Here is a 20,315-nt window from a genome sequence, read left to right on the forward strand (position 1 = left end):
GAAATTTTCCTTGCCGCAGGCGTACAAGCGAGATGTCCCCGCTGGGGACCGAGGGGGGCCTGCAGCGTGTGCGCCAGAACGGCCCTCACCTCTTGACCTCCCAGGAGGTCAGACGTTCACCGGTTTCTGAGTCTTTTGAATCCTTTAGGAGAATTCCCTGAGACGTCAGCTCATCCCGTATCCTGTCTGCTTCCGCCCAGTTGTTGTCCTTGAGCTCTGTCAGGCGGGCCGCGACGGATGCTTCAACCGCAGCCGTGTCGATGCCTGAAAGGTCGGCCTTGACCGGCGTGAGGCCGAGCAAGGCAGTTGAAGCGGAATAGACTGCCAGTTTATCCGGGTCCTTCGCCGCTTCGCCGGCCAGCGCATGCAGGGATTGAATGGCCGCCGTGGTATTCAGGTCATCGCACAGGGCCGCGACGATTTCCGGCGCGGGCTCGGCCTGCGACGGCACCGGGTCCGGCCATTTGGCCAGAAGGTTTTCCGCTTCCTCCAGCTTGCGCACAGAGAAGTCTATCGGCTCGCGGTAGTTTGTCATCAGCATGGCAAGCCGCAGAACTTCGCCTGGCCACGTGCGTCCGCCGAAACTTTCCGTTTCCAGCAGTTCCTGAATGGTGAAGAAGTTGCCCTCCGACTTGGACATCTTGCTGCCTTCGACCTGCAGAAAGCCGTTGTGAAGCCAGTAGTTGGCCATCGTCTGCGTACCATGAGCGCAGCGCGACTGGGCGATTTCGTTTTCATGATGCGGGAAAATCAGATCCAGCCCGCCGCCGTGGATGTCGAACACCTTTCCGAGGTGATATTCGCTCATGACGGAGCACTCGATATGCCAGCCCGGGCGCCCGCGGCCCCAGGGGCTCTCCCAGCCAGGCTCATCACCGGAGGATTGTTTCCAGAGGACAAAATCGCCGGGATTTTTCTTGTGTTCATCGACGGCGATACGGGCACCCGCCAACTGTTCGTCCAGCTTGCGTCTGGAAAGACCGCCATAGTCCGGCATGGACGCCGTATCGAAGAGCACCTCCCCGCCCGCTTCATAGGCGTGACCTTTTCCGATCAACACCGCGATCATCTCGATCATGCCGCCGATATGGCCGGTCGCACGCGGTTCGAAACTCGGCTCCAGAACACCCAGCGCGCCGATGTCCTTGTGGAACTGGTCTGCGGTTCTCTTCGTGACCCTGGCGATGGCCTCGTTCAGCGGCAGATCCGGAAAGTCCCTAAGCGCCCGTGCGTTGATCTTGTCGTCGACGTCGGTGATGTTGCGCACATAGGTGACATGATCCCCGCCGTAGAGATGCCGCAACAGGCGGAACAGAACGTCGAAGACGATCACAGGCCGGGCATTGCCGATATGGGCGAAATCGTAAACGGTCGGCCCGCAGACATAAAGACGCACGTTGTCATCATCGATCGCCCGGAAGTCTTCCTTGTGGCGCGTCAATGTGTTGGTGAGCTTCAAACCCTTGAAGGTGCCGGATTGCCCGGTCTCGGCGGCGCTCATGTCAAACGGTCTCCTGGCCGGCTGGCCGGGCGGTCCGTCTCAGGGGAAATCATGCCATGAGGGATCGGCCACAGCCAGCGGTGTCGCTAGCTGCAAATAATGGTGATCGAAATGATGTTCCGTGTGGCCGTCATCATGGCGGCTTTATGGACCGGAAGACGGAAGCCGGTCAAGACCGCAATTGCCGTCAAATGCTGAAAGCCGCCAATGCGGCGTTGGCGGCCGGCACGACTTCGACTAGTCTTGTGCATGTGGGAATCAGAGGGGGCTTTCCCGTGAAATGCATTCGTTCGTTCCGTTCTTTATCTTCTGCTTTGCTGTTGATGTGCCTTGTGGCGCTGCCACCGGCGCTGTCCACCGGTTTCGCGCAGACACAGTCCGCGGCGCCAGAGACTTCTGGGGCCGCACCGGTTCCGCCACCGGCCGCCGGTGAGCCACAAACGCCGATCGCGGAAGCGATTCAGGCCGCCATATCCACGGATATCCCCGAAGGTCTGGCGCTTTATTACGGCAACAGAGCCTTTGCCCCCGTGTGGTTCGACAAAAACGGCTTGAGCGAAAAAGCGCATCTGGTGATTGCCGCGATGGCGGCAGCCAACGACCACGCACTCAATCCGAACAACTATGGCCCGCTGGACCTGGTTGAATTGTCGGAAACGGCACGCACGCCCGATGAGTGGGCCCAGTTCGATCTTCAGCTTTCCAATCAGTTCCTGCGCTATGCCACACATCTGTCCTCCGGCCGTGTCCAGCCGAACAAGGTCAACCAGGCGCTCAATGTTTTTCCGGACCGCCCTGAACCGGAAGAGTTGTTCGAAACGGCGGAAAATGCAGTCGATTTCAGTGCGTTTCTCGAAACCCTTGCGCCCCGTTCCGACAATTACGCCAGACTGAAGCGGCGACTTGCCCAATACAGAAAAAAGGCCGCGGAAGGCGGGTTCACGCCGGTCCCGGACGGCGAAGTACTCAAACCCGGCATGAGCGACCCGCGTGTGGCGGCGCTGCGCACCCGGCTGATGGAAGAGGACATTCCGGGCGCTGGAGATCACACCGGCGAGATTTATGACGGCGCGCTCGTGGAGGCGGTGAAGGTCTTTCAGGACTACCACGGTCTCGAGACGGACGGTGTCATCGGCAAGAACACGCTGGAGCGCATCAATATCCCCATCCAGGAAAAGCTCATCCAGATGGAGCTCAACATGGAGCGGCGGCGCTGGATGCGGGACGACCTCGGGGAGTTCTACGTCTTCGTCAATCTTGCCGACCAGAACCTGAAAGTGGTGCGCGACGGCCAGACCGTCCACACGACACGGGTCGTCGTTGGCAAGCCATATCATGCGACACCGGTGTTTTCCGACCAGATGGAATATGTGGAGATCAATCCCTACTGGAACGTGCCCTATTCAATTGCGACAAAGGAATACCTTCCGAAGCTGAAGAAAAATCCGTCCGCCCTGAGCGCACAAAACATCCGGATCTTCGAGAACGATCGGGAAATTCCTGCCACTCAGGTTGCCTGGAACAGCTATTCGGGGGGCAATTTCCCCTTCAGGCTGCGCCAGGACCCGGGCAAGGGCAATGCGCTTGGCCGGGTCAAGTTCATGTTTCCCAACAAGTTCAACATCTACATTCACGACACGCCGTCGAAATCGCTTTTCTCACGCTCCGAACGGGCCTTCAGCCATGGCTGCATAAGGGTTTCCGATCCCTTCGCGCTTGCCGATGTGGTGCTGCAGGACGTCAACTCCACACCCGGGCAATGGGAACAGGTGCGCGACAGCGGAGAGCGGCGGGTCGTCACGCTGCCAACCCCCATCGAGGTTCACCTGACCTATCTGACCGCCTGGATGAACAAGGACGGGTCCACGCACTTCAGAAAGGACATCTACGGACGTGACGACGTCCTGCTCGAAGCGCTCAGAACGGCCATGACGCAGAACCTTTGAAGGCATCAAAACACTGATTTCAAAGGTGTTTTCATTTTGTTTAGATAGCTGAACGCAAGCTGAACGAACCACTCAGCATGAGTTCAAGGCAGCGCCGGTAATCTCCGGGCAATCGAAACGGATTGCCTTCAGGAGACGACCATGTTGAACCGCCTTTTTGTCCTCATCTTCCTCGCCATCGTACTGGCAGGTCCTTTTGCGGCCATCATCGTAATCACCGATGGCACCAAGGCTTTCGGTCAGGAAATGCAGCAGAAAAGCCTGTGCCTCTTGTCCGGAACCGGTTGCGGCAATGGAAACATCATTGTCACGGCTGCGAGCCGCATATAAAAGCAATTGACGATCAACTTCTCCACTTTCATACACGATGGTGTGAAAGCTGAAAAGTTGATCGAACTGGAGGTGTTCAAGCATCTTGTCCGCCTTTATTGGCCCACAGGAGGCTCCGAGGCGGGAATGCCTCCTGCTTGAAGTCGTCCGGCATGTTTGGCAAGGTTGCTCAATGGACTATGATCTACTTGAAGAGAAGGCGGAATCCGCTGCCGAGTTCCTGAAGATGATGGCGTCCGCGCCGCGCCTTCTTTTGATGTGCCTCGTTCTGGAAGAAGAGCGCAGCGTCGGTGAACTTGCCGAAAAGACGGGTCTGCGCATGCCCACGGTCTCCCAGCAGCTTGCCCTTTTGCGCGCTCAGGGACTGGTGACCACCCGCCGGGAAGGCACCACCATCTACTACAGGCTTGCGAGCGAACCGGTCAAAGACATCATGGCGATGCTTTACAAGCATTTCTGCGCCGGAGCGGATCTGCCCGTCAGTAAACATCTGGAGAGCCTGGAAGCGGAGTGATCCCCGCTCCGGCGCCAGACAAGAGCGTTATTCGCGTCAATCCGTGAGGAAATCGCCGCACTTCGGTGGTGCCTGGTCTCCCCAGGGCATCAACGGAACGGTTGACGTCGAGTTTTTGGGGCTGCCCTCGATCAGCTTGTCGGAATAGACCAGATAAACCAGCACGTTGCGCTTGATGTCGCAGCCCCGAACGATGCGCATCTTCTTGAAGACGAAGGAGCGGCGCTGGCGGAACATTTCCTCGCCCTGCTCAAACTCTTCCTTGATGGTAACCGGCCCCACCTGTCTGCAGGCGAGCGAGACGTCGGAGACTTCTTCGGCAACACCCAGCCAGCCGGAGACACCGCCCTTTTCAGGAACCGTGAAATGGCAGGAGACACCTTCAACGACCGGGTCGTCGATTGCGTAGGTGGCCAGCTTGTGGTCGGGTGTCAGGAATTTCCAAACGGTCGATTTCTTGAAGATCAGATCGGGTTCGTCAGCGGCAAGGGATGCTCCTGCCCCCTGAACGCATAGGACAAGGGCGACAGCGATTGCGGTCAGGAAACGCATTTGGACCTCCAGGTGTGAATCGAATGACATGTGGGGGTTGCCCCACCGCGATCAAGCAAGCCCCTAAAATATACAAAACGCGCGCCTGAACGGCGCGCGCATGGCAAATATCCTGAAAGGCCGTTTCCGCTTGCTGTCAGCGGGCGTTTTCCAGAACTTTTTCCGTGTCTGCCCCGGCCGTATCTCCGGACTGGACGGCTTCAGCATCTTCGTCTTGCATCCCGGAGGAGCCTTCCGCAGAGACGTCCGGACCTGCGTCCTCTTCAAGCTGCTCCAGAGAAGCTGCGAAATCACTATCGGCAACAAGCTCCCGCTTGCCGTCTTCGTCGGCTGTTTCTTCGGCACCGGGCTCCTGCATCTCCAGATCAGCGCCCACCCCGGAAGCATCGTCCGCGGCGGTTTCAGCAGTCTCTCCAGCAGGCTTGGCGATGGACGAAAGGTCGCCCAGGGCATCGTCCAGATCCGCAAGGCGCTCGCGAGTCCACACCTGAGGCTGATCCAGGCCCAGCGCTTCGTCATAAGCCCGCGCCAGGCTCAGGGGCAGATTGAATTCAAAATCGGTCATGGTTCCGAAGCGCGGCTCCAGGGCATCCCTCACGGCCAGAAAAGTATCCCTCAAACCGAGGCTCTGGACGACGCAGGCAGAGGCGGCATCGTTCAGGGTTGTGACGAAATCGCGCGTTGTCTCGATGGCCTGGGTAACGGCGGAAGCGCCAATCGCCGGGCGTCCGCGCCCCGGCATGAGAGCCGCAGGCCGGAAAGCGGAAATGCGGTCGAGTGCACGCGGCCAGTCTGCCAAATGCGCGTCGCCGCAACAAGGTACCGCGGATTTCTGGACCATATCGCCCGCGAACAGAACCGCCTGGTCCGGTACCCAGACCACAAGGTCACCCATCGTATGTCCACGACCGAGATGCATCAGCCGAACATCAAGCCCTCCAAGGTCAATCGTCATCGAGGAGGCAATCGTCATTGTCGGGCTGACGACATCGGCATTTTCGGGCAGTCCCACGAACAGACCCGGCAGGCGTTGCCTGGAGACGCGGATCTCTTCCCTGCCGCGTGTGTCCATCATCCGCCGGGTCAGGTCGGAAGCGACAATCTCTCCCGGTTCAAAAGCCGTGGCTCCAAGACAGCCACCCGAATGAAAATGTGTCAGAACAACCTGTTTGACGGGTTTGTCCGTAATGTCACGAATTTTCTGGAGTACCTTTTGCGCCATTTGAGGTGTCGCCTGAGCGTCAACGACCAGCACCGCCTTTTCGCCGATGATCACACCGGTATTGGAACATCCGTCTGCGCTGTAGGCGTAGCATCCACGTCCGAGTTCCTCGAACCGTTCGTTTGCGCCGAGTACACCATCCGACTTGTTCGCGTTGTCTGTCATAGCAGTCTCGCTTTCCTGACGTCTGACGGTCCGCTTTATCTTGTTTTTCATTCGGAAAAACGCCTTTTACTGTTGACTGCAGCGTCTCAGTTTCAATCCCCGATTCGCAAACTTTCATTCCCCAATTCGTTAACTAATCCTTTCTTATCAACAGATAGGTTAGCTAATGTCTTAGCCTCTCGACTATATCAGACCAAGCTCTCCCTCAACCTTGCTTGCATTCGTGTATTTTCTTCAAAGCAGCTCAGGCTGCCTTTTCCGGTTTGTTCAATTGGCTATACTTGCCTGAGCATTTTCTGTTCATTTTGAACAAACTGGTCAGAAAGTGCTCTAGTAATTGATAATGGCCGGATGACGGCAGCTTTATCTGCCGGCTGCGGCGCGCGCCGGGTGTGACAGTGCAAAACCGAATGTTCGAGGCAGCTTCCTACCCATGTCCGACAACCCCCTTCCCCCCCTCGACGAGACCGGCGAGCCGGACGAACTCCGGCAGGTTCTGAAGCTCAACAGGTTCCTGCCCTACCGACTCAACCATCTTGCGGAGACCGTCAGCCGCTCCTTTTCGAAAATCTATGCCGGCAAATACGGCATCGGCGTTCCCGAATGGCGGGTGGTCGCCACCCTCGGCGAGCATCACGCCATGACCGCGCGTGACATCAGCCAGGCTACCGCCATGCACAAGACGAAGGTAAGCCGCGCCGTCGCCGCCCTGGAACAGCGTGCGCTGATCGTGCGCGGCCGGAATCCGGACGACCAGCGCGAGCAGATGCTGAAGCTCAGCTCCAAGGGCTGCGCCATGTATGAGGAGCTGATCCCGGAAGCCCTTGCCTATTCCGCAAATCTTCAAGAGGCCCTCACGGAAGAGCAGAAAGCGCTACTTGACGACATCTTCGAGCGCCTGCTCACCGCGGCAAATCCAACGTCGCCCCAGGATAAGGGCGCGTGATATTACGCTTTCAGGTCATTCTGCAAACGACTGCCGCCGCATTGCGAAACCTGGGCAGACGAAAACACCGCCCGGCGCCGGTATTAACCTAACGTCAGAGCTTTCATTGCTATAGGTTGGGGCAGCAGCGATAGTGAAGTCGGCGTCCCGGATCAGTCTTCAAATTTCGGAGCCTCTTGTCAGCGTTCATTTGAACAAGAGGATGCTCCAACGCCGATCCGGTGCAAGGCAGTACGCTGCAGGGGAAGGGTTATGTGGTTTCGCCGCACCGTCAGGTCTGATGATTTCGTGCGCGCACTTGTCGTGTGCGCCGCATTCCTGTTGCCCTTGAACGCAGCCGTTGCCGCCAGCTGTTCCGTTCTGAAGAGCGAATTGCGCCGGCTGGAGTCCGGCTCTGCTTCCGGATCACCCGCCGCGCAGAAATGGATCTCGGCAAAAAAACAGCAGCAGAAGGCGATCTCGGCGGCGGAGCGCGATGCAGGATATTTCGGCTGCGCCAGCGCAGCTTCTGCCAACTGCCGGAGCCTCAACGGCAAGATCAAGCGCATGAAGACCAATCTGTCCGCGATCGACCGCCAGCTTGCAAAGGCCGGCGGCGGCTCTTCAGGCACCGCCAAACGGCTGAAGCAGGTGCGCTCGCAACTCGCCAGGCAGAATTGCAATGCGCCTGCCGCGCGGCAGGCAAAGAGCGGGCAAGATGGCGCTCAGGAGAAACCACGCTCCCTGCTGTCACGCCTGTTCAACCCGGGCTCCCAGTCGGAGCAACGCTCACGCGCAAGTGTGAACCTGGCTTCCGCCAAAACGGGAGACAGGGAAATTGCAGCCGTTCGGGCGCGGAAGAACAGTGCGGCGTCGCGCGTGCGTCTTCCTTCCGGCGGCACATTCCGCACCCTTTGCGTGCGGACATGCGACGGCTACTTTTTCCCGCTGAGCTTTTCTGCCGGCAAAAACCAGTTTGCCTACGACGAGGCCCGCTGTTCGGAAATCTGCCCGGCCGCGCAGACAGAACTTTACGTCTACCGCAATCCGGGAGGCGACCAGGCGCAAATGACATCTCTGGCCGGGGCCCTCTATTCGGAACAACCCTTCGCGGATCGCTACAAATCGGAATTCGTGGAAGGCTGCAGCTGCCGTTCGACTCGACAGTCCAAAATGCGTTCCGACTGGACGGAGCTGACCTCGGGGTCCGGCAACCGCGTATTCTTCGCCGATATCAGCGCCGGCCTGCCGAGGAGAACCCTGCAGCCGAGCCGCGGCGGGACATTCGATGAGACAAGCGATACGCCTTCGCCCCTGGCACGGCCGCCGCTGCGAAGAGCGCAATTGCCTGTTCACGAGGATCCGGACACCCTGATCAACCTTGAAAAAGGTTTTGACGTCACTGTTTCGCTGCGCCAGGCGGCCATGAGACTGTCTTCAGATCAGCCCCCGCCCGCCGGCTCGCCGGAAACCGTGAACGGGTTGCCGTTGCTGTCCGTACGGGCACTGCCGGGAGGCAATCCTTCCATGGAGTCGCCCCTGGCCCCGGTGTTCAAGAGCAACGATACGGGGTTCCGTCCTGCCCCCGGCGACAAGACGTCCGTCAGGGTAGTCGGTCCAGAATATTTTGTCGCCCAATAAGAGGCAGCATGGCCTTCATGTCAGGGCCGTGATCCATACCTGTCAGGACACGCCGTAGCGGCATGAAGAGACCGCGGCCCTTGCGTCCGGTCGCTTCCTTCAGCGCCGCCGTCCAGAGGCCCCAGGTATCCGGAGTGATTTCCCCGTCCGGAAGCAGAGCCTTGGCGCTGATGACAAACTCCCTGTCCTCGTCCTCGATCCGGCTTTCGACAGGCCCGGTGACGACCTTCCAGTAGTCGAGAGCATCTGCGACCGTCTGGCAATTGCCGCGCACGGTTTCCCAGAAGTCCGCGTCCGCCGGGATATCCATGCCGGCCAGCCTGTCCTTGACCGCCTCGTAAGGCAGATCGTGGACCAGACGGGCGTTGAGGTTCCGGAGTTCGTCAGGGTCGAATTTCGCCAGGGACCGGGAAACGCTGGATAGATCAAATTTCTGCGCCAGAGCGTCCATGGTCGCGACTGGTTCGACGGCCTGGCTTGTTCCTGTCAACACGGCAAGCGAGGCAACCGCCATCGCCTCCAGGCCTTCGTCCCGCAAAGATCCGATCGACAGTGCGCCCTTGCGTTTCGATAGCCCCTCTCCCTCCTGTGTCGTCAGGAGATTGTGGTGACCGAACACCGGCGCAGTTGCGCCGAGCGCTTCGAAAATCGCGATCTGGACACCCGTGTTCGATACGTGATCCTCGCCACGGATGATGTGAGTGACGCCCATGTCCATGTCGTCGACAATCGACGTGAAGGTATAAAGGAAAGTGCCGTCGGCACGGATGAGAACCGGATCGGAAAGCGACGCCAGGTCCACAGCCTGCGTGCCCCGGCAAAGATCGTCCCAGGAGACTTCCGTGCGCCGGGTCTGCAACGGGTCGCCGTCGTGATTGGGCAACAGGAACCGCCAATGCGGCTTGCGGCCATCCACCTCGAAAGCCGCCCGCTCTTCCGCGGTCAGCTTGAGGCCCGTGCGGTCGTAAACGGGTGGACGGCCCATGGCGCGCTGGCGAGACCGGCGGCGTTCCAATTCCTCCGGGGTCTCGTAACACGGGTATAGCAGCCCCGCATCCTTCAGCTTCTGCGCGGCGGCACCATAGCTGGCAACACGCTCCGACTGGCGCTCCACCCGGTCCGGCTGGATCCCCAGCCAGCGAAGGTCGCGTTCGGTCGATTCAACATATTCCTGCCTGGAGCGTTCCAGGTCGGTGTCGTCAAAGCGCAGGATGAACCGCCCGCCCGCCTTTTTGGCGAACAGCCAGTTGAAGAGCGCAGGACGGCTATTGCCGATATGGATGTGGCCGGTCGGCGACGGCGCAAAACGTACGATGACAGTCATGGCGTTTGAGTTAGCCGGGGATCGGCCGCACGGCAACCCCAAACTCATTCTGTTTTCAAGATTGTTTCCCTCTCCCGGTACGCCCGGGCCATCAGCGCCAGAACAGCGCAGAAGATGAGACAGTAAAGCCCCATCACCCTCACCTGCAGGTCGAACGGCACACCGATGTCGATCAGCCAGCCGACCAGACCGGGCCCGGCGGCCGAAGCGAAGACCGCGACGGAGAAGGCGGCGGCGCGAATTGCGCCCATGTGGCGCGTTCCATACACCTCGGGCCAGAAGGAACTGACAAGCGTGCTGTTGAAGCCATTGGAGATGCCTATCAGACCGAGGAAAATATACGGCGAAAAGGGTGCATGATATTGCGCAAGCACGAGGCAGGCCAGCGACAGCGCTATGAGTGTGAACGGCAGGAGACGGCGGGCGGAAAACCGGTCAATGAGCGGCCCGATCACCAGTGAGGCACAGACGACGCCGGCGGCCATGACAAGAAAGGCGCTGGCGAACACTTCAAGCGACCAGCCGCGCAGCTCGACAAGATAGACCTGGTGGAAGAAAATCGCCGTACCGATAAAGGCCGGGGCGTTGATGCCGCAGGACACCAGCCAGAAGCGCGGGTCGCGAAGCACCTCGTTTCGCGTCCACTGCCGGCCTTCCGGCTTTATGGAGGCGATTTCCGTCGCACTCGGCACCCGGTTCCTGGCGAGCAGCGTCATAAGTACGGGCAACACCGCCAGAAGCAGAACCAGGGCTGCGACGATCCATGCTCCGCGCCAGCCGAGGAAGCCCGCCAGGGTCACGAAACACAATGGGAACAGGGCCTCGGCCGTCGGCAAGCCCAGAAGCGCGATCGAAACCGCCCGGCCACGCTGCTCGGAAAACCAGCGCCCGGCCGCGGTGACCGCGGTATGGGTCATCATGCCCTGCCCGCACAGGCGAAGCCCATAGAAAGACAAGGCGATCATCCAGACGGAAAAGGTGCTCGCCATGGCGAGACAGAAAAGGGCAAGTGCCGTCACCACCACGACCGCGACCGTTCGCACCGGGAAGTGGTCGACGCTCTTGCCGACATAAGGCAACGTCATCGCGCTGCCGAGCGTCGCCAACATGTAGAGCAGTCCCAGATCTCCGTGGCTGAGACCGAACTCCAGCCGCAACTGGCCCGCCGAAAGCGAGATGAAAAACGTCTGGCCAAAGCCGGAAAACATGGCGAGCAGATAGCTGGCCGACAGCCAGCGCACATTCTCGCGCAGGAACGTGAAATAGGTCATGGGGCCTGCATTGACAGGAGCCCCGGATCGCGTCAGCTGCGGTCGCGGAACCGGTTGGTGATGGGATAGCGGCGGTCCTTGCCGAAATTCCGTTCGGTAATCTTGACGCCAGGGGGGGCCTGGCGTCGTTTGTATTCGGCAATGTACAGGAGATGTTCGATCCTGTGGATCAACGCGCGGTCATGCCCGCGTTTTTCGATCTCGCCGACCGACATTTCCTCTTCCACCAGGCATTTCAGGATATCGTCCAGCACATCATAAGGCGGCAGGGAATCCTGATCTGTCTGATTTTCCCGCAGTTCCGCGGTCGGAACCTTTGTGATGATGTTGTCCGGGATCACCTCACCTGCCGGGCCATGCAGACCTTCGGGATGGTTGGCGTTGCGCCAGGCCGCCAGATGGTAGACTTGGGTCTTGTAAAGATCCTTGATCGGATTGTAGCCGCCGTTCATATCGCCATAGAGCGTGGCGTAGCCGACCGACATTTCCGATTTGTTGCCGGTGGTCAGCACCATCCAGCCGAACTTGTTGGAGACCGCCATCAGGATCACGCCACGTGCGCGCGATTGCAGGTTTTCCTCGGTGGTGTCCTCTTTCGTGCCCTTGAAGAGGTCACTCAACACTGTCCGGAAGCCCTCAACGGGCTCGGCGATCGGAACCGTGTCGTAACGAATACCGAGGGCGGAGGCACATGCTGCGGCGTCCTTGATGCTCTCTTCGGAGGTATAGCGGTAGGGCAACATGATCGCATGCACCTTGTCGGCGCCGAGGGCATCGACCGCCATGGCCGCGCAGATCGCGGAATCAATCCCTCCGGACAGGCCCAGGACCACGCCCGAAAAACCGTTCTTGTTGACGTAATCGCCGAGACCCAGGACACAAGCCCGCCAGTTCGCTTCATCGAGGTCGGGCAGCGGCGCGGTGATGCCGTTCTCGCAAATCCAGTGATCCCCGGAACGTACCCAGTCGGTGATGGCGAGCCCCGGTTCGAATTGAGGCATCTGGAAAGCCAGCGACCGGTCGCCCTGAAGGGCGAAGGAACCGCCATCGAACACCAGTTCGTCCTGACCGCCGAGCTGGTTGCAGTACACCAGCGGCAGACCCGTCTCGACCACGCGGGCAACGACCACCTGCAAGCGTTCCTCGGCCCGGTTTTCCCAGTAAGGCGATCCATTGGGGACCAGCAGCAGTTCCGCGCCGGTTTCCTCAAGGCACTCGCACACCTCGTCGTTCCAGATGTCCTCGCAGACAGGAAGGCCGATGCGCACGCCGCGGAAATCGACCGGTCCCGGCAAGGGGCCGGCGGCGAATACGCGCTTTTCGTCAAAGACGCTGTAATTGGGCAGGTCGTACTTGTAGCGGACCGCCTTGATCTCCCCCTGATCGAGAAGAAGCGCGGCGTTATAAACCTTGCCGTCCTCGCCTTTCCAGGGCGTTCCGATCACCAGCCCGGGGCCACCGTCGGCGGTCTCCTTCGCAAGAGACTGCGCGGCATCCATACAGCGGCGCACGAATGCAGGTTTCAGCACCAGATCCTCGGGCAGATACCCCGCGAGGACGAGTTCGGAAGACAGCACCAGATCGGCGCCTCCGGCAGCCGCCTTCGCGCGGGCCTCGCGCACCAGCTGCGCATTTCCATCAACATCGCCGACAGTCGGGTTGAGCTGCGCGACAGCCAGTTTGAATCGATCTGAAATCATGGGAACATCGCCAGAAAGTGTCATGGCATCATGATGTAGCCGCAAGGCCTGGCGGTTGCAATCACCCAGGCCCGTAGAACAGGGACAAGACGCATAATCCCTTCACGGCCGTTCGGCCTCGAGGCCGACAATCCGGTTCGATCAGATATCCGCGGCCCGAAATGCCGAGGCAGGTTCGTTGCATTTCGTATTCATTGATCGCCCAGCGCCCTAGGGGACCCTAAAGCAGCGCCAGCGAGTTCTCTCTTGAGCCGGCAGCAGGCGCGGCCATGCCGGACAGGTCGAGACTGTCGGTTTCGCGGTCCGTCCAGGTGTTTCCGGGAGCGGGAATGCCTCTGGTCCGGCCATACAGGCGCTGGCGTTCCAGAATGCTGCCGATATGCTGGTAGAGGATGGCCGGGGCAATCGGCTTGGCGACGAAGCCGTGAATGCCGAGGTCAACGGCCTCCAGTATCGTGGCCCGCCTGGTATGCGCGGTGACCACAAGAACAGGCGTCGTACTGAGCTGACGGTCCCGGTCGGCACGCAATATGCGCAGAAACTCGCTGCCGCCGAAGAGCTTCATCTCCCAATCGCACAAGACTAGGTCGGGCCTCCGGTCCACCGCGAGCTCAAGCGCCTCCGCGCCGTCGCCGGCCTCGAAAAGAGTTCGAATTCCGAATCCCGACAGCACCGACCGCAGGATCGTGCGCATGTGAGGATTGTCCTCCGTGATCAGGCAGGAAATGCTGGAAAGGTCCCACTTTTCACGCAAACTCCACCTCCTTCCCTAGCGTAAGACATCGCCATGGAGAAAGGTATGCGCTCTGAGCGTTAAATGAGCCTTACCGAACACTCGAATCATCAAAAAAAACTACTTTTACGAGTAAAATGGTCTGATCATCATATCAGTTGTGACAATCGGATAATGTTCTCAACGGCAGCAAATCTGCCGGTCTACGTCACGCTGCAGCACTCCTGCAGCAAGAGCCAAGGGGCGGCCTTTGCCGCCCCGCTCCGTTTTCGGCAATCAGACCCCGCTTACGCGCTGGCGACCATCGGTTCCGTCTGGCGGCCATCGCGCTCCTTCTTGAGGTTTTCGGCGATGAGGAAAGCCAGCTCAAGGGCCTGATCCGCGTTCAGACGCGGATCGCAATGGGTGTGGTAACGGTCGCCGAGCTGTTCAGCCGTCAGCGCCCGCGCACCGCCGGTGCATTCGGTCACGTTCCGGCCGGTCATCTCGACATGAACACCACCGGCATGGGTACCCTCCGCGTTGTGGACTTCGAAAAACGATTCCACTTCCTTGAGGATGCGATCGAACGGCCGGGTCTTGTATCCGCCCGCCGTGATGGTGTTGCCGTGCATCGGGTCGCAGGACCAGACGACCGACTTGCCTTCGCGTTCGACGGCCCGGATCAGTTGCGGCAGATGATCGAAAACCTTGTCCGCCCCGAAGCGGGCAATCAGCGTCAGCCGGCCGGGTTCGTTTTCCGGATTGAGAATGTCGATCAGTTCCAGCAATCCGTCCGGCGTCATCGACGGACCGCATTTCAATCCGATCGGGTTCTTGATGCCGCGGCAGAATTCCACATGCGCGTGATCGGGTTGACGGGTCCGGTCTCCGATCCAGATCATGTGACCGGAAGTCGCGTACCAGTCGCCGGACGTGGAATCGACGCGTGTCAGGGATTCCTCATAGCCCAGAAGCAGCGCTTCGTGGCTGGTGAAGAAATCGGTCGAACGCAACTGCGGAACGCTGTCGGAATTGATGCCGCAAGCCTTCATGAAGTTGAGGGCTTCCGAGATCCGGTCGGCGAGTTCCTGATAGCGATGACCCTGCGGGCTGTCGGAAATGAAGCCGAGCATCCAGCGGTGCACCTGATCCAGATTGGCGAAACCGCCCTGGGCGAAGGCGCGCAGCAGGTTCAGCGTCGCGGCCGACTGGCGATAGGCCATGGCCATGCGGCCGGGATCGGGAACGCGGCTCTCTGTGGTGAAATTGATGTCGTTGATGATGTCGCCACGATAGCTCGGCAGCTCCACATCGCCCTTTTTCTCGAAGTTGGACGAACGCGGCTTGGCGAACTGGCCGGCGATCCGGCCGACCTTCACGACAGGCTGGCTGGCGGCATAGGTCAGCACCACCGACATCTGCAGGAACACACGGAAAAAGTCACGGATGTGATCGGGATGATGTTCGGCGAAGCTTTCGGCGCAGTCGCCGCCCTGGAGGAGAAAACCGTTGCCATTGGCAATGTTCGCCAGCTGGTGCTTCAGCGAACGCGCCTCACCTGCAAAAACGAGCGGCGGATAAGTCGCAAGGCGTTGTTCAACATCCGCCACAGCGGCCTGATCCGGATATTCCGGCACCTGAAGGATCGGCTTCGATCTCCAGCTTTCCGGGCTCCACTTCTGCGACATACTTCCTACTCCTCAATGGACCCGCCGATATGTTCCAGATCAGCTGCATTCACCTGGAACGCATGATTTATCCGGTCAGGGCCACGCGGTCCGCGACATTGTCAATTGTCTGAGAGCATCAGGCGAGAACGCCGCCCGAACTCAGCAAACGTGCGGCCTTATACACCCCGAAAGCTGTTAAGGCCACCGTTCAATCCAGCTATTATACTTCGATTTTCAGCCAGTGGGCCCAGTTCGGCCATATGGTGGAATTCCGGGTCTTTTGAGGCTGATCAAGGTGCCCGCTTACCCGACGTGAAATGTATTCAATCAAATTCGCAAGGACGCAGCCATGCCAGGCAAAAGACTTGAACACAGCCACCGTCCGGCAGACATCGCCTCCCGGCTGGCGTCGGGGCCGGATGCCAGTTACCTGAGGGACTGGATCTATGGCGGCATCGACGGTGCGGTTACCACCTTTGCCGTCGTCGCCGGCTCGCTGGGCGCCGACCTGTCATCGAAGGTCATTCTTATCCTTGGTATTGCCAATCTGCTTGCCGACGGCTTCTCCATGGCTGCGGCGAATTTCAGCGGTTCAAAATCCGAAAACGAGGACTACGCCAGGCTCAAGGCGGTGGAGGAAAAACATATCTCCGTCGCACCGGACGGCGAACGGGAAGAGATCCGCCAGATCTTTCTGGCCAAGGGGTTCGAAGGCGAGGACCTGGAAACCATGGTGCGCCTTGTCTCCTCCAACAGAACGACCTGGATCGAAACCATGATGCAGGGGGAATACGGCATGACGGATGCGGCCCGCACACCCTTGAAAGCAGCACTTTACACATTCGCCGCCTTCATCGTGTTCGGTTCGATCCCGCTTCTGCCCTTTGTCCTCGATCTCCCGGCGAGCGCCATGACCGCCACTGTCATGACGGCGCTGGCTTTCTTCACCATCGGCTCCTTCCGTGCGCACTGGTCGCAGAGACACTGGATTTCCTGCGGTCTGGAAACGATGGCGATCGGCATGCTGGCGGCGGGCATCGCCTTTGCCGCCGGTCACGGATTGCAGACGCTGCTCGGCTAGGAGTGTTCGTCCGGCGTCAGATAGCTGACACCCAGCGCTGCCAGCCTGGCGTCGATCAGATCGGCCAGTTGCGGGGCCGGAACGATCGTCCTCGGATAGTGTGGCCTGTGCCGGTCCTTCAGCACCGGCACGTGCCAGCCATCGGTGGTCTCGATGAAGTGCTCGATGCCCTCTTCCCCCCAGATCCGGAAATATCCGGCGAGAACACAATCGAGATAGCTCTGAAGGATGGGATGGCTGCGCGATCCCCAACGGTGGTGGCCGGGCGCCGCCTTGAAAAGAAACATGTCGTCCGAACCCGGCTTTTGTTCCGCTTCGCAGCGGAACGTCGCGCCAATGGCGTCCACCTTGTGGTAGCGCCGTTCCCGCAGTTCCAGATCCTTCAGCCCGCTGCGCGGTTCCCGCGCCATGATACCGCGGATCTCGACACCTTCCTGTTTGCGTACGGTCAAGGCGCAACGGCCCTGACCGTCTTCCCCCTCCCCGCAGACCTTCCATTCACGCATCCATCCGCTCAGTCTTCCGGGGACTGTCTGAGTGGCGGCGGGAATAGTGTCAATATTGACGAGTGAACCGTAACCAAAATATGTGATCGTCATGTAGCGCTAAACTTGATTCTGTAACCTGAAATCTGAAATCCAAGCCAAGTCCCCGGGGGTCTCATGAGTGTTCCGTCCCTTTCGCAGCAAGATGTCGAAGCTCTAAGGGAAGATACTCCCGGTGTAGGGCAGCTGATCCACTTTAACAATGCCGGCACGGGCCTCGCCCTTGCGCCGTCCCTCAATGCCGTGAAGCAGCATCTGGACCTTGAAGCCAGGCTGGGTGGCTATGAAGCCGCCGCGCATGCGAGCGCGGACTTGGATGCCTTCTACAGCGCCCTTGCCGCGCTGATCGGCGGCAAACCTCACGAAATCGCCTATGTGGAAAATGCCACCCGCGCCTGGGACATGGCTTTCTACGGCATCGATTTCCGCGAGGGAGACCGGATCGTGACCGGCAGGGCGGAATATGTGTCCAACTATGTCGCCTTTCTGCAAATGAAGCGCCGCAAGGGTATCGAAATCGACATCGTCGAGGACGACGCGAGCGGGCAGATCGATCTGAAAGGCGTGAAAGAGGCCATCGGCGCGCGGACGCGCCTGATAGCCCTGACCCATATTCCGACTTTCTCCGGACTGATCAACCCGGCGGAGGAGGTCGGGGAAATTGCCCGGGCGGCGAATGTTCTCTATCTGCTGGATGCGTGCCAGTCCGCCGGACAGATACCCCTGAATGTGGGCGAAATCGGTTGCGGCATCCTCTCCGGCACAGGCCGCAAATATCTGCGCGGACCGCGTGGCACCGGTTTTTTGTATGTCAGCGACGCTGTGCTGGATCAGCTTGACCCTCCATTCGTCGATCTGCAGTCCGCTGACTGGATTGACGAAGCGTCCTATGAACTCGTCCCGCATGCGCGGCGCTTCGAGACGTGGGAGCGCTATGTTGCCGGCCAGATAGGTCTCGGCGTTGCCACCGGCTATGCGATCGGGTTCGGAATGGAACGGATCGGCAATCGGGTGTGCGCTCTGGGAGCTTACCTGAGATCGGAGCTTTCCGGTCTGTCGGATGTCACGCTGCATGACAAGGGACGCCGGAAGGGCGGAATCGTGACCTTCGCCGTTGCGGGTGAGACTCCGGCTCAGACAAAAGCTCGCCTCTCGGCGGCACAGATCAATGTCTCGGTCAGCAATGCAAGTTCCGCCAGGATCGACCTGCCTCACCGCAATCTTGATGCCGTGGTGCGCGCGTCCGTGCATGCCTTCAACACCGAAACCGAAATAGAAACGTTCGTTAAAGCCATCGGCAAGCTCACCTGAAACTGCAAGGCAGGGCCCGGACGACGGACGCCGTGCCTGACATCCACGGGTTTCCGTTACAATTGGGCTGAACACAGGATCACGTGCAAATACACTGCAATCGCGTCAAAATACAAGAAAGCAACCTTCGCGCGCAATCTCTGGGAAGACAAACAGATTACATCCACTCGAATCCACATTGTCATGTTTGACATTGTTAAAAAATTTACTTATCAAATGTTAAGAAAGCTCCCTAAACCTCGTACGTATTACCACCCGTACACTCATAAATTATTTGTCCATATATTTCTCATTACATACAGTAAATTGACAAGAGCCTGCAAAGTTGTGCGGCCTCTAACAGGATTGAAGTTTGACCGAGTTCCGCCGGAGATACAGCGATCAGCCCGTGACCGTGGCACGGCAGCATATATCGCGGCTTGCATTTCTTCTTGCCGGTCTTCTGATTGCCGTAACGTCCGCGTCCTTGCTGTTTGTCGGGTTTATCGCCTCGCAGGCATCGACCGAGCAGGCGATCGCCAACGAACAGCGATTGTTCCGCAATACACTCGCGGATCGTATGCGCGTCCTGGTGCGCGAGCAGATCACTGTCGCCTCGTCGGATAACTCCGTTGCCGGACTGGTTCTGAATTTTAACGCGAACTACGCATATAAGGCGATAGACACACTGTGGTCCGACTACCGGCACAGCAAGGTCATGGTGATCTCCGGTGACGGTCATGTTCTGGCGGAATCCTTTGAACACTACACCCATATTCTGAAGCGGCCGATTGCCGAAACTCCGGAACTGGCAATCCTGTTTGAAAAAACCAAAGACCTGTTTGAAAAAAACAGGGTGCGCGTTCCCGAGGGATACGGTCACCGTTCTCTGCAGGGGGTGAACCCTGACGAATACGCCCTCATGGGGTTCACCGAAATAGATGGAAGGCCCGCAATGTTCGGTGCGGTGCCTGTTATTCCGGACGATTACGAGAATGTGCTTCCGGACGGTCCACCGACGGTAATCCTGTCTGCCCACTACATTGACGAAACCCTGCTCAGACAAGTGAATGCCCAGTTGAATTTTGCGTCGCTCAAATTCGTAACGGACGCACCGGCGGACTCTGCCGCGTTTCACATGATTGCGAACCCGGACGAAGAATCCATCGGCTTCTTCACATGGGACAGCCAGACCATCGGCAACGCCATCTGGCCGACAATTATTCCGGTCATCGTGCTGTTGAGCATTTCCCTGGCGGCACTGGCGTTCGGCATCGCCTGGAGGATCGGCCAGCTGACCTCGTCCCTGCAGGCGAGTGAACAGCAGAACCGCCACCTTGCCCTGCACGACACCCTGACGGGTCTGGCGAACAGGCTGCAGTTCAACCGGGTTCTGGCAACTTCCGTGAAATCACTGCCGGAGAAGCAGTTTGCCGTCATTCATTGCGATCTCGACAAGTTCAAGGCGGTCAACGACACATTCGGACACGCGGCAGGAGACCTGGTCATCAAGACCATGGCCGGGCGCCTCAAGAAGGTGATTGGCCAGGAGGGCCTTGTCTGCCGTGTCGGCGGCGACGAGTTCATGATCATTTACCGCAAGACAACGGACAGAGAGAATCTGCACAAGCTGAGCACGGAGTTGGTGGAAACGGCCCAGACGCCCATCGCGATCCGGGACGAGGGAGAGGCGACGATAGGACTGAGCGTCGGGATCGCGGTTGCCCCTGAAGACGGTTCGACAACAGAAAGTCTCGTCGCACGGTCAGACGCAGCGCTTTACAAATCGAAGAAACTCGGACGCAACCGCTATTCGCTGTTTTCCGACTTCTTCGACAACAAAGGCGACCCCGAAGAGCCTCCGCTTTCCCTAGAGGATCCGAAGCCTCAGGCCCGCGCCGTCAAGGCCGGGTAGAAGCGCGG

At 59.2% G+C, this 20,315-nt stretch carries 17 protein-coding genes; 7 read left to right on the top strand and 10 right to left on the bottom strand.

What is annotated here, in order from left to right; all coding sequences use genetic code 11:
• Positions 1 to 85: 85 nt before the first annotated feature.
• A complete protein-coding gene (gene cysS, locus OA90_RS23745) occupies positions 86 to 1,501 on the bottom strand; it encodes a cysteine--tRNA ligase (RefSeq protein WP_068418638.1) in 1,416 nt (471 codons plus the stop codon).
• A 332-nt stretch (positions 1,502 to 1,833) separates the two neighbouring features.
• Between cysS and OA90_RS23750 the strand changes: the two genes are divergently transcribed.
• Entirely contained in the window at positions 1,834 to 3,447 is a 1,614-nt protein-coding gene (locus OA90_RS23750) for a L,D-transpeptidase family protein (RefSeq protein WP_208986275.1), read from the top strand.
• A gap of 72 nt (positions 3,448 to 3,519) precedes the next feature.
• Here OA90_RS23750 and OA90_RS28700 read toward each other — a convergent pair whose 3' ends face one another.
• Positions 3,520 to 3,861, bottom strand: coding sequence for a hypothetical protein (locus OA90_RS28700; RefSeq protein WP_068418641.1), 342 nt, complete (start codon positions 3,859 to 3,861; stop codon positions 3,520 to 3,522).
• Between the two features lie 88 nt (positions 3,862 to 3,949).
• On the opposite strand from OA90_RS28700, the gene OA90_RS23760 reads away from it, so the two are divergent.
• Entirely contained in the window at positions 3,950 to 4,291 is a 342-nt protein-coding gene (locus tag OA90_RS23760; RefSeq protein ID WP_068418644.1) for a metalloregulator ArsR/SmtB family transcription factor, read from the top strand.
• Positions 4,292 to 4,327: 36 nt separating this feature from the next.
• Here OA90_RS23760 and OA90_RS23765 read toward each other — a convergent pair whose 3' ends face one another.
• Both OA90_RS23765 and OA90_RS23770 read right to left on the bottom strand, forming a co-directional pair.
• Complete coding sequence (locus OA90_RS23765) at positions 4,328 to 4,843, bottom strand: CreA family protein (protein WP_068418647.1); 516 nt, start codon at positions 4,841 to 4,843, stop codon at positions 4,328 to 4,330.
• Between the two features lie 136 nt (positions 4,844 to 4,979).
• Positions 4,980 to 6,230: an MBL fold metallo-hydrolase gene (locus OA90_RS23770; RefSeq protein WP_068418755.1), complete on the bottom strand. Its 1,251-nt coding sequence runs from the start codon at positions 6,228 to 6,230 to the stop codon at positions 4,980 to 4,982.
• Positions 6,231 to 6,663: 433 nt separating this feature from the next.
• On the opposite strand from OA90_RS23770, the gene OA90_RS23775 reads away from it, so the two are divergent.
• Both OA90_RS23775 and OA90_RS23780 read left to right on the top strand, forming a co-directional pair.
• Positions 6,664 to 7,176, top strand: coding sequence for a MarR family winged helix-turn-helix transcriptional regulator (locus OA90_RS23775; protein WP_068418650.1), 513 nt, complete (start codon positions 6,664 to 6,666; stop codon positions 7,174 to 7,176).
• A gap of 252 nt (positions 7,177 to 7,428) precedes the next feature.
• Entirely contained in the window at positions 7,429 to 8,796 is a 1,368-nt protein-coding gene (locus OA90_RS23780) for a DUF2865 domain-containing protein (RefSeq protein ID WP_068418653.1), read from the top strand.
• Here OA90_RS23780 and gltX read toward each other — a convergent pair.
• The 5 genes from gltX to OA90_RS23805 form a co-directional block, all read right to left on the bottom strand.
• Positions 8,759 to 10,120 (bottom strand): glutamate--tRNA ligase, encoded by a 1,362-nt coding sequence (gene gltX, locus OA90_RS23785; RefSeq protein WP_068418656.1) that lies wholly within the window; start codon positions 10,118 to 10,120, stop codon positions 8,759 to 8,761. The two genes, OA90_RS23780 and gltX, sit on opposite strands and share 38 nt — an antisense overlap.
• Positions 10,121 to 10,164: 44 nt before the next feature.
• Positions 10,165 to 11,391, bottom strand: a complete 1,227-nt coding sequence (locus OA90_RS23790) for an MFS transporter (protein ID WP_068418659.1) — start codon at positions 11,389 to 11,391, stop codon at positions 10,165 to 10,167.
• 32 nt (positions 11,392 to 11,423) lie between these two features.
• Positions 11,424 to 13,091, bottom strand: a complete 1,668-nt coding sequence (locus OA90_RS23795; RefSeq protein WP_068418758.1) for an NAD+ synthase — start codon at positions 13,089 to 13,091, stop codon at positions 11,424 to 11,426.
• Between the two features lie 220 nt (positions 13,092 to 13,311).
• Positions 13,312 to 13,845 carry a response regulator gene (locus tag OA90_RS23800; RefSeq protein WP_208986276.1) on the bottom strand — a complete coding sequence of 178 codons (534 nt, stop codon included), beginning with the start codon at positions 13,843 to 13,845 and terminating at the stop codon, positions 13,312 to 13,314.
• A 266-nt stretch (positions 13,846 to 14,111) separates the two neighbouring features.
• Positions 14,112 to 15,494 (bottom strand): 3-deoxy-7-phosphoheptulonate synthase class II, encoded by a 1,383-nt coding sequence (locus tag OA90_RS23805; protein ID WP_068418661.1) that lies wholly within the window; start codon positions 15,492 to 15,494, stop codon positions 14,112 to 14,114.
• Between the two features lie 331 nt (positions 15,495 to 15,825).
• Between OA90_RS23805 and OA90_RS23810 the strand changes: the two genes are divergently transcribed.
• Complete coding sequence (locus OA90_RS23810) at positions 15,826 to 16,557, top strand: VIT1/CCC1 transporter family protein (RefSeq protein ID WP_068418664.1); 732 nt, start codon at positions 15,826 to 15,828, stop codon at positions 16,555 to 16,557.
• Here OA90_RS23810 and OA90_RS23815 read toward each other — a convergent pair.
• Entirely contained in the window at positions 16,554 to 17,063 is a 510-nt protein-coding gene (locus tag OA90_RS23815; protein ID WP_208986277.1) for a hypothetical protein, read from the bottom strand. The genes OA90_RS23810 and OA90_RS23815 overlap by 4 nt on opposite strands.
• A 156-nt stretch (positions 17,064 to 17,219) precedes the next feature.
• On the opposite strand from OA90_RS23815, the gene OA90_RS23820 reads away from it, so the two are divergent.
• Both OA90_RS23820 and OA90_RS23825 read left to right on the top strand, forming a co-directional pair.
• Entirely contained in the window at positions 17,220 to 18,413 is a 1,194-nt protein-coding gene (locus OA90_RS23820) for an aminotransferase class V-fold PLP-dependent enzyme (protein ID WP_068418669.1), read from the top strand.
• Between the two features lie 352 nt (positions 18,414 to 18,765).
• Positions 18,766 to 20,307, top strand: a complete 1,542-nt coding sequence (locus tag OA90_RS23825; protein ID WP_208986278.1) for a diguanylate cyclase — start codon at positions 18,766 to 18,768, stop codon at positions 20,305 to 20,307.
• The last annotated feature ends 8 nt before the right edge of the window (positions 20,308 to 20,315 follow it).

Origin of the sequence: Labrenzia sp. OB1 (assembly GCF_001624695.1) — a bacterium.
Taxonomy (GTDB): Bacteria; Pseudomonadota; Alphaproteobacteria; order Rhizobiales; family Stappiaceae; genus Roseibium.

Bases quoted from the DNA above. Each gene is read 5' to 3' on its own strand.
- OA90_RS23790 (WP_068418659.1), bottom strand. From the start codon at position 11,391: ATGACCTATTTCACGTTCCTGCGCGAGAATGTGCGCTGGCTGTCGGCC.
- cysS (WP_068418638.1), bottom strand. From the start codon at position 1,501: ATGAGCGCCGCCGAGACCGGGCAATCCGGCACCTTCAAGGGTTTGAAG.
- OA90_RS23805 (WP_068418661.1), bottom strand. From the start codon at position 15,494: ATGTCGCAGAAGTGGAGCCCGGAAAGCTGGAGATCGAAGCCGATCCTT.
- OA90_RS23765 (WP_068418647.1), bottom strand. From the start codon at position 4,843: ATGCGTTTCCTGACCGCAATCGCTGTCGCCCTTGTCCTATGCGTTCAG.
- OA90_RS28700 (WP_068418641.1), bottom strand. From the start codon at position 3,861: ATGCTTGAACACCTCCAGTTCGATCAACTTTTCAGCTTTCACACCATC.
- OA90_RS23810 (WP_068418664.1), top strand. From the start codon at position 15,826: ATGCCAGGCAAAAGACTTGAACACAGCCACCGTCCGGCAGACATCGCC.
- OA90_RS23780 (WP_068418653.1), top strand. From the start codon at position 7,429: ATGTGGTTTCGCCGCACCGTCAGGTCTGATGATTTCGTGCGCGCACTT.
- OA90_RS23815 (WP_208986277.1), bottom strand. From the start codon at position 17,063: ATGCGTGAATGGAAGGTCTGCGGGGAGGGGGAAGACGGTCAGGGCCGT.
- OA90_RS23795 (WP_068418758.1), bottom strand. From the start codon at position 13,091: ATGATTTCAGATCGATTCAAACTGGCTGTCGCGCAGCTCAACCCGACT.
- OA90_RS23775 (WP_068418650.1), top strand. From the start codon at position 6,664: ATGTCCGACAACCCCCTTCCCCCCCTCGACGAGACCGGCGAGCCGGAC.
- gltX (WP_068418656.1), bottom strand. From the start codon at position 10,120: ATGACTGTCATCGTACGTTTTGCGCCGTCGCCGACCGGCCACATCCAT.
- OA90_RS23770 (WP_068418755.1), bottom strand. From the start codon at position 6,230: ATGACAGACAACGCGAACAAGTCGGATGGTGTACTCGGCGCAAACGAA.
- OA90_RS23820 (WP_068418669.1), top strand. From the start codon at position 17,220: ATGAGTGTTCCGTCCCTTTCGCAGCAAGATGTCGAAGCTCTAAGGGAA.
- OA90_RS23760 (WP_068418644.1), top strand. From the start codon at position 3,950: ATGGACTATGATCTACTTGAAGAGAAGGCGGAATCCGCTGCCGAGTTC.